General features: G+C 73.1%; 16 protein-coding genes. 5 read left to right on the plus strand and 11 right to left on the minus strand.

Going from position 1 to position 13,919, the window contains the following annotated elements; all coding sequences use genetic code 11:
- Nucleotides 1-36 precede the first annotated feature (36 nt).
- Nucleotides 37-507 (plus strand): MarR family winged helix-turn-helix transcriptional regulator, encoded by a 471-nt coding sequence (locus ACVWWH_RS13365; protein WP_457316893.1) that lies wholly within the window; start codon nucleotides 37-39, stop codon nucleotides 505-507.
- An 18-nt stretch (nucleotides 508-525) separates the two neighbouring features.
- Here the strand turns inward: ACVWWH_RS13365 and ACVWWH_RS13370 are convergent, their stop codons facing one another.
- The gene (locus tag ACVWWH_RS13370) at nucleotides 526-1,779 is read right to left on the minus strand and encodes a chloride channel protein (protein WP_066498464.1); all 1,254 of its coding nucleotides are present in this window, start codon (nucleotides 1,777-1,779) and stop codon (nucleotides 526-528) included.
- A gap of 127 nt (nucleotides 1,780-1,906) precedes the next feature.
- On the opposite strand from ACVWWH_RS13370, the gene ACVWWH_RS13375 reads away from it, so the two are divergent.
- Nucleotides 1,907-2,908: an ADP-ribosylglycohydrolase family protein gene (locus ACVWWH_RS13375; protein ID WP_457316894.1), complete on the plus strand. Its 1,002-nt coding sequence runs from the start codon at nucleotides 1,907-1,909 to the stop codon at nucleotides 2,906-2,908.
- A gap of 39 nt (nucleotides 2,909-2,947) precedes the next feature.
- Here the strand turns inward: ACVWWH_RS13375 and ACVWWH_RS13380 are convergent, their stop codons facing one another.
- Both ACVWWH_RS13380 and ACVWWH_RS13385 read right to left on the minus strand, forming a co-directional pair.
- Nucleotides 2,948-3,538, minus strand: coding sequence for a DUF4395 domain-containing protein (locus ACVWWH_RS13380; RefSeq protein ID WP_457316895.1), 591 nt, complete (start codon nucleotides 3,536-3,538; stop codon nucleotides 2,948-2,950).
- Between the two features lie 110 nt (nucleotides 3,539-3,648).
- On the minus strand, nucleotides 3,649-4,677 hold the full coding sequence (locus ACVWWH_RS13385) for an exonuclease domain-containing protein (RefSeq protein ID WP_457316896.1): 1,029 nt from the start codon (nucleotides 4,675-4,677) through the stop codon (nucleotides 3,649-3,651).
- Between the two features lie 121 nt (nucleotides 4,678-4,798).
- On the opposite strand from ACVWWH_RS13385, the gene ACVWWH_RS13390 reads away from it, so the two are divergent.
- A complete protein-coding gene (locus ACVWWH_RS13390) occupies nucleotides 4,799-5,578 on the plus strand; it encodes a VTT domain-containing protein (RefSeq protein ID WP_371326627.1) in 780 nt (259 codons plus the stop codon).
- 25 nt (nucleotides 5,579-5,603) lie between these two features.
- Here the strand turns inward: ACVWWH_RS13390 and rdgB are convergent, their stop codons facing one another.
- Nucleotides 5,604-6,290, minus strand: a complete 687-nt coding sequence (rdgB, locus tag ACVWWH_RS13395; RefSeq protein WP_457316897.1) for an RdgB/HAM1 family non-canonical purine NTP pyrophosphatase — start codon at nucleotides 6,288-6,290, stop codon at nucleotides 5,604-5,606.
- Nucleotides 6,287-7,051: a ribonuclease PH gene (gene rph / locus ACVWWH_RS13400; RefSeq protein ID WP_447419165.1), complete on the minus strand. Its 765-nt coding sequence runs from the start codon at nucleotides 7,049-7,051 to the stop codon at nucleotides 6,287-6,289. The genes rdgB and rph overlap by 4 nt, the downstream gene beginning before the upstream one ends.
- A 24-nt stretch (nucleotides 7,052-7,075) precedes the next feature.
- Here rph and ACVWWH_RS13405 point away from each other — a divergent pair, with 24 nt between their 5' ends.
- The gene (locus ACVWWH_RS13405; protein WP_457316898.1) at nucleotides 7,076-7,930 is read left to right on the plus strand and encodes an aldo/keto reductase; all 855 of its coding nucleotides are present in this window, start codon (nucleotides 7,076-7,078) and stop codon (nucleotides 7,928-7,930) included.
- A 60-nt stretch (nucleotides 7,931-7,990) separates the two neighbouring features.
- On the opposite strand, the gene ACVWWH_RS13410 is transcribed toward ACVWWH_RS13405, so the two are convergent.
- Genes ACVWWH_RS13410 through clpS form a run of 4 tightly spaced genes read right to left on the minus strand, consistent with a single transcriptional unit; the run spans nucleotide 7,991 to nucleotide 10,664 of the window.
- On the minus strand, nucleotides 7,991-8,788 hold the full coding sequence (locus ACVWWH_RS13410; protein WP_066498479.1) for an MBL fold metallo-hydrolase: 798 nt from the start codon (nucleotides 8,786-8,788) through the stop codon (nucleotides 7,991-7,993).
- The gene (murI, locus tag ACVWWH_RS13415; protein WP_066498481.1) at nucleotides 8,785-9,780 is read right to left on the minus strand and encodes a glutamate racemase; all 996 of its coding nucleotides are present in this window, start codon (nucleotides 9,778-9,780) and stop codon (nucleotides 8,785-8,787) included. Before murI ends, ACVWWH_RS13410 begins: the two co-directional genes overlap by 4 nt.
- Nucleotides 9,773-10,354, minus strand: coding sequence for a DUF2017 domain-containing protein (locus ACVWWH_RS13420; protein WP_066498483.1), 582 nt, complete (start codon nucleotides 10,352-10,354; stop codon nucleotides 9,773-9,775). The genes murI and ACVWWH_RS13420 overlap by 8 nt, the downstream gene beginning before the upstream one ends.
- Complete coding sequence (gene clpS / locus ACVWWH_RS13425) at nucleotides 10,347-10,664, minus strand: ATP-dependent Clp protease adapter ClpS (protein ID WP_084249497.1); 318 nt, start codon at nucleotides 10,662-10,664, stop codon at nucleotides 10,347-10,349. Before clpS ends, ACVWWH_RS13420 begins: the two co-directional genes overlap by 8 nt.
- Before the next feature lie 124 nt (nucleotides 10,665-10,788).
- Here clpS and ACVWWH_RS13430 point away from each other — a divergent pair, with 124 nt between their 5' ends.
- The gene (locus ACVWWH_RS13430; protein WP_457316958.1) at nucleotides 10,789-12,087 is read left to right on the plus strand and encodes a nicotinate phosphoribosyltransferase; all 1,299 of its coding nucleotides are present in this window, start codon (nucleotides 10,789-10,791) and stop codon (nucleotides 12,085-12,087) included.
- 73 nt (nucleotides 12,088-12,160) lie between these two features.
- Here the strand turns inward: ACVWWH_RS13430 and ACVWWH_RS13435 are convergent, their stop codons facing one another.
- Entirely contained in the window at nucleotides 12,161-12,901 is a 741-nt protein-coding gene (locus ACVWWH_RS13435; RefSeq protein ID WP_457316899.1) for an endonuclease domain-containing protein, read from the minus strand.
- Between the two features lie 298 nt (nucleotides 12,902-13,199).
- On the minus strand, nucleotides 13,200-13,790 hold the full coding sequence (locus ACVWWH_RS13440; RefSeq protein ID WP_457316900.1) for an isochorismatase family protein: 591 nt from the start codon (nucleotides 13,788-13,790) through the stop codon (nucleotides 13,200-13,202).
- Nucleotides 13,791-13,919 lie beyond the last annotated feature (129 nt).

Consider the following 13,919-nt stretch of genomic DNA (forward strand, 5'->3'; position numbering starts at 1 on the left):
GAGCGAGCTGGGCCGTGGCGATCTTAGGCTGGTCCCATGGACTCCCCAGACACCGGCCCGGGCGAGGCATGGGGCCTCACCGACGTGATCACGCGGCTGCGCCGCACGCTCCGCGCCGGCGTGCGCGACGAGCTGCCCTGGGAGGCCCTCCCGATGGCGCAGGTGGAGCTCCTCCAGCGCCTGGCCGACGAGCCGGGGCTCGGGGTGAGCGAGCTCGCGCAGCGGCAGAACCTCGCGAAGAACACGGTGAGCAACCTCGTGGCGCAGATGGCCGCCTCCGGCCTCCTCGCGCGCCGCGCCAGCGAGGCCGACCGGAGGGCCGTGGTGCTGAGCCTCACGGCGGACGGGCACAGCCGGCTGGAGCACTGGCAGCAGGCCAACGAGAAACGCATCCGGCGCGCGCTCGCCTCACTCGCCGCCGAGGACCAGGACTCGATCAACCGCGCGCTCCCGGCGCTGCGCGCCCTCGCGTCCCGCATGGAGGCGGACGCCGCCGGCGAGGCCTAGCTCCGGCGCCGCGCCCGCTCAGGCGATGTCGGAGAGCCGGGTGCGCTCGAGGAAGTACACCACCGCGAGCGCCCCGGCCGTCGCCAGCATGGCGGGGACGAGCATCTCCGGACTCATGCCGGTGAACTCGGAGGCGAGGATCAGCCCGGTCATCGGTGCCTTCATGGTGCTGGCGAGGAACGCCGCGGCGCCGACGAACGCGAACGCGGCCACGGAGGTCCCGGGGGCGAACGCGTTCACGATGCTCCCCAGCACGATCCCGAGCATGGCGCCGACCGCGACCGAGGGCGTGAGCGTGCCGCCCGCCGCTCCGGCCCTGATGGTGGCGAGCGTCGTGGCCGTCTTGGCCACGAGCAGGATCCCGACGAGCGCGAGCGGCGCCGCCGCGGAGAACGCCGTCTGCGCCGCCGCCTTCCCGTTCCCCACCACCTCGGGCAGCACCATCGCGACGGCTCCCACGGCGGCGAAGAGCAGGGGCATCGTCCAGAGGATGGAGCGGCCGCGGGGCCGGGTGCCCGACGAGTAGCGGGTGAGCCAGGTGAAGCCCGCCGCGCCGAGGCCGATCAGGGGCCCCGCGGCGAACGACCAGCCGACGAGCGCAGGGGTGAGCTCCACGGGCGGCAGGGCGTACATCGGATCGGTGGGGACCACCAGCCGGGCCACGGTTGCCGCGATCGCGGAGGTCGCGAACGCGGGCAGCAGGACCGCGAAGCTCACCTCGGCGAGCAGCACCTCCACGGCGAAGAGTGCCCCGCCGAAGGGAACGTTGTAGACCGCGGCGAGCCCGGCCCCGGCGCCGCAGGCAACGAGGATGCGCACCTCGCGGGGCGAGAGGCCGGCGCCACGGGAGACCTTGTCCGCGAGCAGCGCCCCGAGCTCGCGCGGCGCCGCCTCCCGGCCGATCGATGCTCCGAGCCCCACGATGACCACCTGCAGCGCCGCGTTGGCCACGGTCGTGAACCACGGCATCGAGGTGCCCTTCGTGGCGTCCTCGACGGCGACGACCCGCTTCGCCCACGTCCGCAGCGCCCACCAGCCCAGGGCTCCGATCGCCCCGGCGACGACGAGGGCTGCGAGCCGCCGCCACGGCGGCGCCTGGGTGGCGCCGTCCAGGAGGGTCCCGTGCGAATAGCCGAAGGCGAGGTGCTCGAGGCCCTGCAGGGCGACGTCGACGGCGATGCCGATCAGGCCAGCGCCGAGGCCCACGGCGACGATGACCGCGGCCAGGCGCAGCAGCCGGCGGCCCTCCTGGCGCACTCCGTCGACGCTCATGGCCGCCCCATCAACGACGGCCATGGGACCAAAGAAGTTCTGACATAGAACTATTCTAGCGCGGACCCCGTCCCGCGCATCCCCCGGGCGCGCTGCAGGCGGCATCGGCGCCCACTACGCTGTCTGCATGGACGTCCCCTCCCCCGCCTCCCGCATCCTCGGCTGCCTCGCCGGCACGGCGGCGGCCGAGGCCGCAGCCATCGCCGGATTCGGGCCCGAGGGAGCCACCGCACCGGCCGATCAGGACCCCGGCCGGCGCCCCGCGCTGCCGCTGGGGCCGGCGGGCCAGCTGACCCTCTTCACCGCCGATGCGCTCCTCGAGGCGATCGAGTGGGCCAACGACGGGGTGGCCGCGGACGAGGCGGCCTGTGTGTGGCTCGCCTCCCTGCGCTGGGCCGCCGCGCAGGGCGTCCCCCTCGCCCCCACCGCGCCCCTCGCCCAGCCCCGCTGGCTCGACGGGCAGGACGGCGTCCAGGTCCCCGCCGCCGTACGGCCGGAGTGGATCAGTTCGCTCGCCGGCGGCCAGATGGGCTCCCCGTCCCGTCCGGTGGGCCTCGCGTTCGACGACGCCGGCGCCGCCGCGCACGCGGCCCCGTTCGGCCTCGTCCCCCACATCCCGGCCGCCGCCGTGGTGAAGATGAGCGCGGACGGCGCCTCCCTGACGCACGGGACGCCCGGGGCGGTCCAGGCCGCCGTCGCGGTGGCGTCCATGGCGCACTTCCTCTCCCTCGGCGCGGACGCCACGACCGCGGCGGGGTCGGCGCGGGCGCAGATCGCCTCGCTGCCCACCCCCGACGGCGCCATCCTGGACGCGTTCGACGCCGATGCTGCCGCCGCCGGGGGCGGCCGGCCGGACGCCGCCGCGGCCCTGGCGGCAGCGCTGGGTGCAGTGCGTGCGGCCGAGAGCGCCGCGGAGGCCGGGGACGCCGAGCAGGCCGCCTTCGCCGCCGCCATCGAGCTCGCGTCCGTCAGGGGCCACGACGCGGCCGCGATCGCGGGGGCCCTGCTGGGCACGCGCTGGGGCGCCGACGCGGTCCCGGCCCCGTGGGTCTCGCGCACCGCGGGCATGGGCGCGGCCGAGGGCCTCGCGGCCCGTCTGGCGAAGGCCACCGGGGCCCTGGCGGACTGACAGGCTGACCGGAGGATCCGGGTCAGGGCCTGCGGTGCCTCAGGGCTTGCGGCGCCGCAGGGCGATGTCGCTGCAGGCCTCGCACGCCGAGGCGGGGACGAGCCCCGCCAGCTGCAGGCGGCCGAAGAGCCAGCAGCCGAGGCAGAATCCGGCGAAGGCCTCGAGGGAGGCCGCCACGATGAGGATGCCGAGGGCCACCCAGGCGGCGCCCGCCAGCCCGCACGCGAACAGCACGGCCGCGGCGGTCGAGACCACGGCCCCGATGCCCTGGGCGAAGCGCTTGGGGGGCCCGGCGACCAGCCGTGCGGGGCCGAGGCGCGGTGCGATGACGTGCACGGCGAGCCTGCCGGCCGGCGAGTAGCGCGGGCCGCCGGCCACCCTGAGCCAGAAGCCTGCGGCGATGACCCAGAGTCCCCATCCGGCCCCGGTGGCGAGCCCGGCGGCGAGCACTGCCGTGCTGAGCACCACGATGATGCCCGCGGTGGACCTCGCGGCGTACTCGTTGACCGGGTTCGGGAAGGCGAACGCGCGCGCCAGGAGGGAAGGACGGGCCTCCACGGGCGCAATGAACTGGCCGCCCTGCGGCGCGTCGAACACTGACCGAGCGGCGGAGGAGGTGGGTGCAGCCATGCGGATCATGGTAGGAGCGCCGGCGCCAGCCCGCGAAGGAATGTTGCCCCGCATGACGAAACGGGGCCGGATGGCGAAAGGGGCCCGGCCGGCGAAGGGGGGGCAGGGACTCAGGCGCTGGCGGCGGGCCAGCGGCCGCCGAGCATCTGGAGGAACTCGCCCTCGGAGAGCACCTCGACCCGCTGTCCCTTCTCCTGCAGCTGCAGGGCCCGCCGTGCCTTGGTGGTCACGCGCCCGGAGGCGAGGTCGGAGGCGACGAATCCGTCGCCCACCACGAGCAGGGTGGTCGCGCGGGTCACCGAGCTGGCCGGCTGCGCCCCGAGCTCGGCGGCGCGGGACTTCGCCTCGCTGCGCGGCATCCCGAGCGACCCGGTGAAGACGATCCGGTGCCCGAAGAGCGGATGGTGTGGGTCGGCCGCCGCGTTCGCGGGCGGGTTCGCCCCCTCCTGGGGCCACGGCGCCCAGGTGCGGCCCGAGCGGGAGCCGTCCGGCGCCGTCGTCCGCCCGGCGCCCGAGGAGAGGCCCTCGAGGGCGCGGACCGTGGCCGGGGAGTAGGGGTCTCCCGGGACGTACCCGGCTTGGCGCGGAAGGGAGAGCCCGACGGCGCCGTAGACGTCCGCCACGCTGTCGGCGCCGTGCCGGCCGGCGATGTCGATGAGGATTCCGGCGCAGGCCGCGGCGTCCTCGGTGGCATCGTGGTGGTGCTCGAGGGGCACCCCGGCCTCCCGCGCGGCGAACGGCAGTGAATGGGAGACGAGGCGGTAGGTCTTGCGGGAGAGGACCACGGTGCAGGCGTAGTCGTAGGCCGGGGCCTCGAGGCCGCTGACCTCGAGGGCCGAGCGGATCACGCCGAGGTCGAAGGCCGCGTTGTGGGCCACGAGGACGTCACCGCCGATGAACCCGCCGATCTCGGCGAAGAGGTCCCCGAACCGCGGCGCCCCGGCCACCATCTCGGGCGTGATGCCGTGGATGGCCACGTTGCGCGGGTCGAAGGTGTCGTGGCCCGCCGGGGGGCGCATGAGCCACGAGGCACGCTCGGCCACCCGTCCGCCGCGGACCCGGATGAGGCCCACGGAGCAGGGGGAGCCTCGGAATCCATTGGCCGTCTCGAAGTCGATCGCGGTGAAGTCCAGGGCCACGCAGCGAGCTTAGCCGGAGTGCGCCCGCAGGCCCGCCAGCGCCACGCGCCGGCGGCCGCACGCCGCTGTGGGCTGCCCCACTCCCCCGCCCCGCCGCGCCCCCGGCCGGTACCCTTGGAGGGTGATCCCTGCTGCCCTGGCCGATGCCGCCTCTGTCCTGACGCTCGCCGTCCAGCCCAAGACCTCGTTCCTGCCCGACTGGCTCAACCCGGACGTGTTCCTGCGCGATTCGCCGCTGGGGCCCTGGGTGGTGCTCGTGGTGTGCGGGATCATCTTCGCCGAGACCGGCCTGCTCGTCGGGTTCTTCCTCCCCGGCGACTCCATGCTGTTCACGGCCGGCCTGCTCGTGGCCACCGGCGCGATCCGGTTCAACCTCTGGCTCCTGGCCCTGCTCGTGGTCGTCGCCGCGATCCTCGGCAACCAGTGCGGCTACCTCATCGGTGCCAAGGCCGGCCCGGCCCTCTTCAACCGGCCCGATTCGCGGCTCTTCAAGAGGGAGAACGTCGAGAAGGCCCACGCGTTCTTCGCCAAGCACGGCGGCAAGGCACTCATCCTCGCCCGGTTCGTGCCGATCATCCGCACGTTCGTGCCCGTGATCGTGGGCGTGGCGGGCATGAGCCGGGCCCGGTTCTTCCTCTACAACGTGATCGGCGCCGTGCTCTGGGGCGGCGGCGTCACCCTCCTGGGCGCCTGGCTCGGCCAGTACGCGTGGGTGGGCAAGAACATCGACCTCATCTTCGTGGCGATCGTGCTGGTCTCGGTCCTGCCGATCATCGTCGAGTTCATCCGCGGCCGCTCCGCCCGCCGCCAGGCCGAGGCCTTCGGCACGGACCCGGTGGACGAGTTCATCGAGGAGCACGAGCCGGTCGAGGAGCGCAAGACCAACCCCGACTGGAAGTAGCCCTTCCCCCGAGGTGCTGTGCGGCTCAGCCGCGCAGCACCTCGACGATGGCCGGCAGCAGCGCGCGGAACGCGTGCCCGCGGTGGCTGATCTCGTTCTTCTGCTCGCGGCTCAGCTCGGCGACGCTGACGCTGAGGCCCTCGGGCAGCAGGATGGGGTCGTAGCCGAAGCCGCCCTCCCCGCGCGGCTCGCGCAGCAGGGTGCCGGGCATCTCGCCCAGCTCGACCGTCTCGTAGCGCGTGCCGCCTTCGCCCGGCACCGCGAGCGCGGCGGCGCACACGAAGGCCGCCTGCCGGTGCTCGTCCCGCACGTCGCCGAGCTGGGCCAGGAGCAGCTCGAGGTTCGCGCGGTCGTCGCCGTGGCGGCCGGCCCAGCGGGCCGAGAAGATGCCGGGCGCGCCGCCGAGCACCTCGACCGCCAGCCCCGAGTCGTCCGCGATCGCCGGCAGGCCCGTGGCCTCGGCCACCGCGCGCGCCTTCTTCAGCGCATTCTCGGCGAACGTCACGCCGTCCTCGACGACGTCCGGGCCGCCGACCGCGCCCGCGTCGACCACCTGCGTGTCGACGTCGAGGCCCGGCACCTTGCCGCGCAGGAGGTCGCGCAGCTCCTTGAGCTTGCCCTGGTTGTGGGTGGCGAGCACGAGCCGCGGGGCGGGGACGGACGACGCCGGGCGGTCGCCGTCGTGCGCGGCGCCGGCGCCGGCAGTGCTCACCGCAGTGCCTCGGCCAGAGTCTCCCGCTGGATGTCCGCCAGCTGGGCCGTTCCCAGGAGCGCCAGGTCCAGGAGGCTGTTGAGCTCGTCGCGGTCGAACGGCGCGCCCTCGGCGGTGCCCTGGACCTCGACGAACTTGCCCGAGCCGGTGACCACGACGTTCATGTCCGTCTCGGCCCGCACGTCCTCGACGTAGGGCAGGTCCAGCATCGGCGTACCGTCGATGATCCCCACCGACACGGCGGAGACGGTGTCCACGAGCGGCTCGGCGCCGCGCTCCACGAGGCCCTGCTCCTTCGCCCAGCGGACCGCCTCGGCGAGCGCCACGAAGGCGCCGGTGATCGCCGCGGTGCGGGTGCCGCCGTCGGCCTGGAGGACGTCGCAGTCGAGGACGATCGTGTTCTCCCCGAGCGCCTTCGTGTCGATGATCGAGCGCAGCGAGCGTCCGATCAGCCGGGAGATCTCGTGCGTGCGGCCGCCGATGCGGCCCTTGACCGACTCGCGGTCCGAGCGGGTGTTCGTGGCCCGCGGGAGCATCGCGTACTCGGCCGTGACCCAGCCCCGGCCCTCGCCCTTGAGCCAACGCGGCACGCCCTCGGTGAACGAGGCGGTGCACAGCACGCGCGTGTTGCCGAACTCGATGAGCGCCGAGCCCTCGGCCTGCTTCGACCAGCCGCGGGTGATGGAGATGGGCCGGAGCTGGTCGGGCGTGCGGCCGTCGGCGCGCGCGACGAGGGGACTTCCAGGGGTGCTTGGGGTCATGGGACCAGCTTATAGACTCGCCGCATGGTCACCGAAGTCCCCACCGTCGCCCTGCCCAACGGGACCGAGGTCCCCGTGCTCGGACAGGGCACGTGGTACCTCGGGGACTCCCCCTCGGCCAGGGCAGAGGAGGTCCGCGCCCTCCGCACCGGGATCGACGCCGGGCTGACGCTCATCGACACGGCGGAGATGTACGGCGACGGGCGGTCCGAGGAGCTCGTCGGGGAGGCCATCGCCGGGCGGCGCGACGAGGTGTTCCTCGTGAGCAAGGTGCTGCCGTGGAACGCGACCGCCCGCGGCACGGCCGCCGCGCTCGAGGGCAGCCTCCGCCGCCTCGGGACCGACCGGCTTGACCTGTACCTCTACCACTGGCGCGGGAGCACGCCGCTGGCCGAGAGCATCGCCGCCCTCCAGCGCCTCCAGGACGAGGGCAAGATCCTCGCGTGGGGCGTGAGCAACCTCGACCCGGACGACCTCGACGAGTTCGCCGGACTCCCCGGCGCGAGCGGCCCGAAGGGGGTCCAGACCGACCAGGTGCTCTACAACCTCGGCCGGCGCGGCATCGAGGCCGACCTGCTGCCACGCCTGCGCGGGCAGGGCGTGCCGGTCATGGCCTACTCCCCCATCGAGCAGGCCCGCCTGCTCGGCCACCCGGCGCTCGCTGCCGTCGCGGCCCGCCACGGCGTCGACGAGGCGGCCGTCGCGCTGGCCTGGGTGCTGCGGGGCCCCGGGGTCATCGCGATCCCCAAGGCGGGCACAGCCGAGCATGTCCTCGCGAACCGGGCGGCCCTCGAGGTGCGGCTCGACGATGCGGACCTCGCCGCGCTCGACGCCGCGTTCCCGCCGCCGCGCGGGCCCGTCCCGCTCGAGATGCTCTAGGCCGCCGGCGCCGGCAGTGCCGCCGGGCTCAGGCAGTGCCGGGCTCGTGCGGTGCCGGGCTCAGACGGTGTAGTGCACGCCCGCGACGGCGACGGCGATGGGGCCGCCGTAGGCCTCCTGGGCCTCGGCTACGGAGCGGTTCGCGTCGTTCCACACCGGAAGGTGGGTCAGCAGCAGGCGCTTCGCGTCGGCGTCGTGCGCGGCCTGCCCGGCCCGCAGGCCGGTGAGGTGGACGCCGTCGATCGCGTCGTCGCGGCCCTCGTGGTAGGCGGCCTCGCAGAGGAAGAGGTCGCATTCCCGCGCCGCCTCGACGAGCCCGGCGCACGAGTCGGTGTCCCCCGAGTAGGTCAGGACGCGCCGCATGACGCCGCCCGCGCCGTCGGGCTCGGTGCACTCGACACGCAGCGCGTAGGCCTCGGCGATCGGGTGCCGGGCGCGGTAGGCGGTGAACCGGAACGGGCCGAGCTCGACCGGCTCCTCGGCCGCCCACTCGTGGAACTCGAAGTCCTCGCCGAGGTCCGTCGGGGGCTCCATGTCGAGGGCGATGGTGATGCGCTTCTTCGTCGCGGCGGGCCCCCACACCGGGATCCGCCCGGCGGTCCAGCCGTTCGGGTCCCAGTGCACCGCGATGTGCAGGCCGGTGAGGTCCATGCAGTGGTCGGGGTGGAGGTGGCTGAGGAGGACGCCGTCGATGTCGCTGAGGTCCACGTAGCGCTGGAGCACGCCGAGCGCGCCCGAGCCGAGGTCGAGCAGGATCCGCCAGTCCCGCTCGCCGTCGTTGGCCGTGACGAGGTAGCACGAGGCGGGCGAACTCGGGCCGGGGAACGAGCCCGAGCAGCCGACGATGGTGAGCTTCACGGTGCCATCCTGCCCGCGTCGCGCAGGGCGAAGTGGGAGATCCGGGCCGACCCGCCGCGCGCCCGCGCCTCCTCGAGCATCTCCGGGGTGATCGTGGCCAGGCTCGCCGTGGGATAGCGGGCGGCGACGTGGTCGGCGTGCTCCACGCCCTGGACCTCGGGGCCCAGGAACCGGCGCGCGAGCGTCTCGAACTGGGCAGGGTCTCCGGTGGCGATGAACCGGTGCACGGGCGCGGTGGTGCCCGAGCGGACGAGGTTGTGCCGCATGAGCGCCCGGTAGACGTCCTTGGCGGTCTCCTCCGCGCTCGAGACGAGCGTGACGCCCTCCCCCATCACGTAGGAGATCACGCCGGTCAGGAGCGGGTAGTGGGTGCAGCCGAGCACGAGCGTGTCGACCCCGGCGGCCTTGAGCGGCGCGAGGTAGCCCTCGGCGGCCTCGAGGAGCTCCGGGCCGGTGGTGACGCCCGCCTCGACGAACGGGACAAAGTCCGGGCACGCCGCGGAGGTGATCGCCAGGTCCGGGGCGGCGGCGAACGTGTCCTCGTAGGCGCGGGAGCCCACGGTGGCACTCGTGCCGATCACGCCGACCCGGCCGTTCCGGGTGGCCGTGACGGCAGCCCGGACCGCGGGCTGGATCACCTCGATGACGGGGATCCCGTAGCGGGCGGTGTAGCGCTCCCGTGCGTCCCGCAGCACCGCGGCGGTGGCCGAGTTGCAGGCGATGGTCAGCGCCTTGACGCCCGAGTCGACGAGCTCGTCCATGACCCCGAGCGCGAAGGCCCGGACCTCCGCGATCGGCAGCGGGCCGTAGGGGCCGTGGGCGGTGTCGCCCACGTAGACGATCGATTCCTGGGGCAGCTGGTCGATGACGGCGCGGGCCACGGTCAGGCCGCCCACGCCTGAGTCGAAGATGCCGATGGGGCGCTCCGAGCGCGGCAGGTCGCCCGTGGAGCCGAGCTCGGCCAGGGCGGCCGGGGCGGTCGGCTCACTCATGGCCGCTCCCCTGGGAGCGCACCCGGCGGGCGTCGAGCATCGCCTCGATGAGCGTCGTCTGGAGCCACGTCACGAAGTTGTACACGAGAGCAAGGTACGCCTCCACGTCCTCCGCGGCGGACCAGTCGGTGATCGCGTGGACCTTCTCGGCGTCCTCCTCGCTGCGTATCCCGAGGCGGGAGGCGAGGACGAGGCGGACGTCGTTGAGCGCCGTCGACCAGTGCTGGGCGGCGGCGTCGTCGAGCACGAGGTGGCGGGACTCGAGGGAGAGGGCGGCGGCGCGGAGGGCGCCGGCCTTGCCCTCGCGCAGGGACCGCTCGGTCAGGCGCCGGAAGTCGAGCGCGGCCTCGGGGTCGTCCTTGAAGGCGTTGGGCAGCAGCCGGGCGAGCGCGGGGTCCTCCGGCTCCTTCGCGTGCGGGGACAGCCCCACGAGGGCCTCGAGGGGATCCTGGTCGCCGGTCCCGGGATCGAGCATGCCGATGACGTCGTTGAAGAGCCCCCGCAGGAGCTCCCGCTCCGGCTCCTCGAGCCTGCCGGTGATGCCCCGGCGGCCATAGGTGAAGGGCTCAGCCATGCTCGCCGGACCTCTCGACCGTGGCCCAGAGGCCGTAGGTGTGCATCGCGACGGCATGCTGCTCGACCGTCTCCTTCGATCCGTGGCTCACGATCGAGCGCCCCTCGGTGTGGACCTGCATCATGAGGGCATCGGCCTTGGCCTCCGAGTAGCCGAAGTAGGACTGGAACACGTAGCTGACGTAGCTCATGAGGTTGACCGGATCATTCCAGACCACGAGGTTCCACGGGGTCAGCCGTGCGGCATCCTCCCGCGCCTCGATCTGCCCGGCGACCTCCTGGGAGGGCTCGGTGGCGACGCTGATGCTCATGCGCTCCATTCTAGGCAGGCCCTCGGACGCCCCGGCCGCCGCCGTCGCCCGGCCGGGCGTGGGGGCCGCCATATAGAGTGGCACCGTGACCGACCCGAGTCCCTGGGCCCCGCCCCGCACCTCCCTGTTCACGGACCACTACGAGCTCACGATGCTCCAGGCCTCCCTCCACTCCGGCGCCGCCCACCGGCGCTGCGTCTTCGAGGCCTTCGCCCGCCGCCTTCCGGACGGGAGGCGCTACGGCGTGGTCGGGGGAACCGGGCGCCTGCTCGAGGGCATCATGGCGTTCCGCTTCACCGACGAGGAGCTCGGCTTCCTCGAGCGCGCCAAGGTGGTGAACGCCGAGACGCTCGACTACCTCGCCGGCTACCGGTTCTCGGGCGACGTCTACGGCTACGCCGAGGGCGAGGCCTACTTCCCCAACTCCCCGGTCCTCATCGTCGAGTCGACGTTCGCCGAGGCCTGCATCCTGGAGACGTACGTGCTCTCGGTGCTCAACCACGACTCCGCGATCGCCTCCGCGGCCTCGCGGATGACGACGGCGGCCGGCGGCCGCCCCTGCATCGAGATGGGCTCGCGGCGCACGCACGAGGAATCCGCCGTGGCCGCGGCCCGGGCCGCCGTGATCGCCGGGTTCGCGAGCACGTCCAACCTCGAGGCAGGGCTGCGCTACGGCATCCCGACCGTGGGCACCGCCGCCCACTCGTTCACCCTGCTGCACGACACGGAGCGGGACGCGTTCGAGGCCCAGATCGCCTCGATGGGCCCGGGCACCTCGCTGCTCGTGGACACCTACGACGTCGAGCGGGCCGTGCGCACGGCGGTCGAGATCGCCGGCGAGAAGCTCGGCGCCGTCCGCCTCGACTCGGGGGACCTGATCGAGCAGGCGCACTGGGTGCGCCGCCTCCTCGACGAGCTGGGCAACGTCGACACCAGGATCATGGTCACGTCCGACCTGGACGAGTACGCGATCGCCGCGCTCCAGTCCGCGCCCGTCGACGCCTACGGCGTCGGGACCTCGCTCGTCACGGGGTCCGGGGCGCCCACCGCCTCCATGGTCTACAAGCTCGTCAGCCACGTCGACGACGCGGGGCACGAGGTCTCGGTCGCCAAGTCCTCCAAGAACAAGGCGACCGTGGGAGGCCGGAAGTACGCCCTCCGCCGGCTCGACGAGCGGGGCCGGGCGACCCAGGAGATCATCGGCGTGGGCCGCCGGCCGCACGACGACGGCAACGACCGGCCGCTGCTCGAGCACTTCATCGTCGGCGGCGAGCTCAAGCCGGGGTGGACGGGCCACGAGGGTGTTTCCCGGGCCAGGGAGCGGCACGCGGCGTCCCTCGCCGAGCTGCCGTCGTCCGTCCAGCGCATGCACCGCGGCGAGGCGGCGATCCCCACGGTCTACGAGGAGTCCAGACCCGTCTGAAAGTCACCTCCTGAGAGTCATTTTCTGAAGGTCACCTCCTGAAGGTCACCTTCTGGGAGTCACCTTCTGGGAGTTAGGCCGCGGCCGAGGCGAGGTGGGCTCGTATCCTGCGGAGGACGGCCCGGAAGTCATCCCTGAGGTCCTCGACGCGGACGAGGATGATCGTCCATCCTGCTTCGCGGAAGGCGCGGTCGCGCAGAGCATCGCGAAGCCGCTGGGCCTCATCGTTGTGGTGGGCGCCTTCATACTGGATGACCAGCTTGAGATGCCGGTAGCCCATGTCTCCGGACGGCGCGTAGGGGTCGAGGGGCCAGAGGGAAATCTGCAGCTCGGGCTCCGGCAGGCCAGCGGCGATGATCGCCTGGCGGAGCAGCGACTCCGGCACAGAGTCAGCGCCCACGCGAAGGTGCTCGAGTGCTGACCGCGCAAGGCCCACGCCCTTCATCCAGACATGGGCGTCCAGCAGCTCCCTGAGGTCCGCCATCGAAGCCAGCGGCTGGTCGCGCCCATTCTCGAGCTCGGGCCTGGGACGGCGGATGAGCTGGTCACCCAGCGCAATGCGGAACTCCTCCCCCAGCTCGACGGCGAGGTCCAGCCAGGTCCGTGCCGGTGTGGTCATGAGGAGGCCCTCAGCGTGGTGGAGCTCCCCGGGCCGGATCCGGGTGTGGTGGCCGACAACGCCCGCGCGGCGAACCCGCGCGAGATGTGCGGGCCTGCTCAGGTGGATCCTGTCGTGGTCATCGACCCACGGCGGCAGGAACATCCCCTGCAGCGACGCAGCGGTGCGGTGGGAGATCCAGGCGTCTTCCGTCACCGCAAGATGGACCTCGGCGCGTTCCGGCAGTGTCGATGCGCATCCGGTCGGAACGTAGATGCCGCGGCTCCAGCGCTCGAGATCCTGGGCACGAAGCCTGCTGACGCTGACGCCAGCTTCCCGGGCGTCTCGATAGGTGAAGGCCCGATCCCGAAAGTCTTCTGGAAGCTCTCCGCGTGTGCTCACCCGGCCAGTCTGCTGGACATCCCCTCGGGCCCGACCAGGTTATCCACAGCAACCCGCAGGACGTGACCTTCAGAAGCTGACCTTCAGAAGGTGCCTTTCAGAAGATCGGGCGTCAAGCCAGGGCAATGCCCGATCCCTTGAGTTCCTCGTACGTCGGCCCGAGGTCGTCGGCGATGCCGGCACACAGCCCGGTGAGCACGCGGGTCGCGTAGCCGGACCGCGCGGCGTCGAGCGCCGTGGCCCGCACGCAGTAGTCCGTCGCGATGCCCACGACATCGACGGCGCCGATGTGGTGCTCGCGCAGCCAGCCGTCCAGGGTCGCCGAGTCGCCCGCGTCCCCGGCGGCGTCCCCGTACTGGGCGAGATGTCCCTCGAAACCGGAATAGGCGGCGGTGTACTGGCCCTTGCGGAACATCGCATCGACTTCTGCGACGTCCAGATTCCGGTGGAACTCGGCCCCGGGGCTCCCCGCCACGCAGTGCGGCGGCCACGAGTCGACGAAGTCCGGGTGGTCGGAGAAATGGCGGCCGGGGTCGATGTGCCAGTCCTGGGTCGTCACCACGGCGTCGTAGTCGGAAGCATGCTCAGCGAGGAACGCGGTGATCCGCGAGGCGGCGGCCGCTCCGCCGTCCACCGCAAGGGATCCCCCTTCGCAGAAGTCGTTCTGGACATCGACGATCACGAGTGCTCGAGGTGTGGCCATGGCACCATTGTGGCCCTTCAGCGCGCTCGGAGACCCGCAGGACGTGGCCTACAGGAGCTGACCTCCAGGAGGTGACACCCAGAAGCTGACGTTCAGGAGGTGACACCCAGGAGGTGACCTTCAGGAGGT

The organism is Sinomonas sp. RB5 (assembly GCF_054063535.1).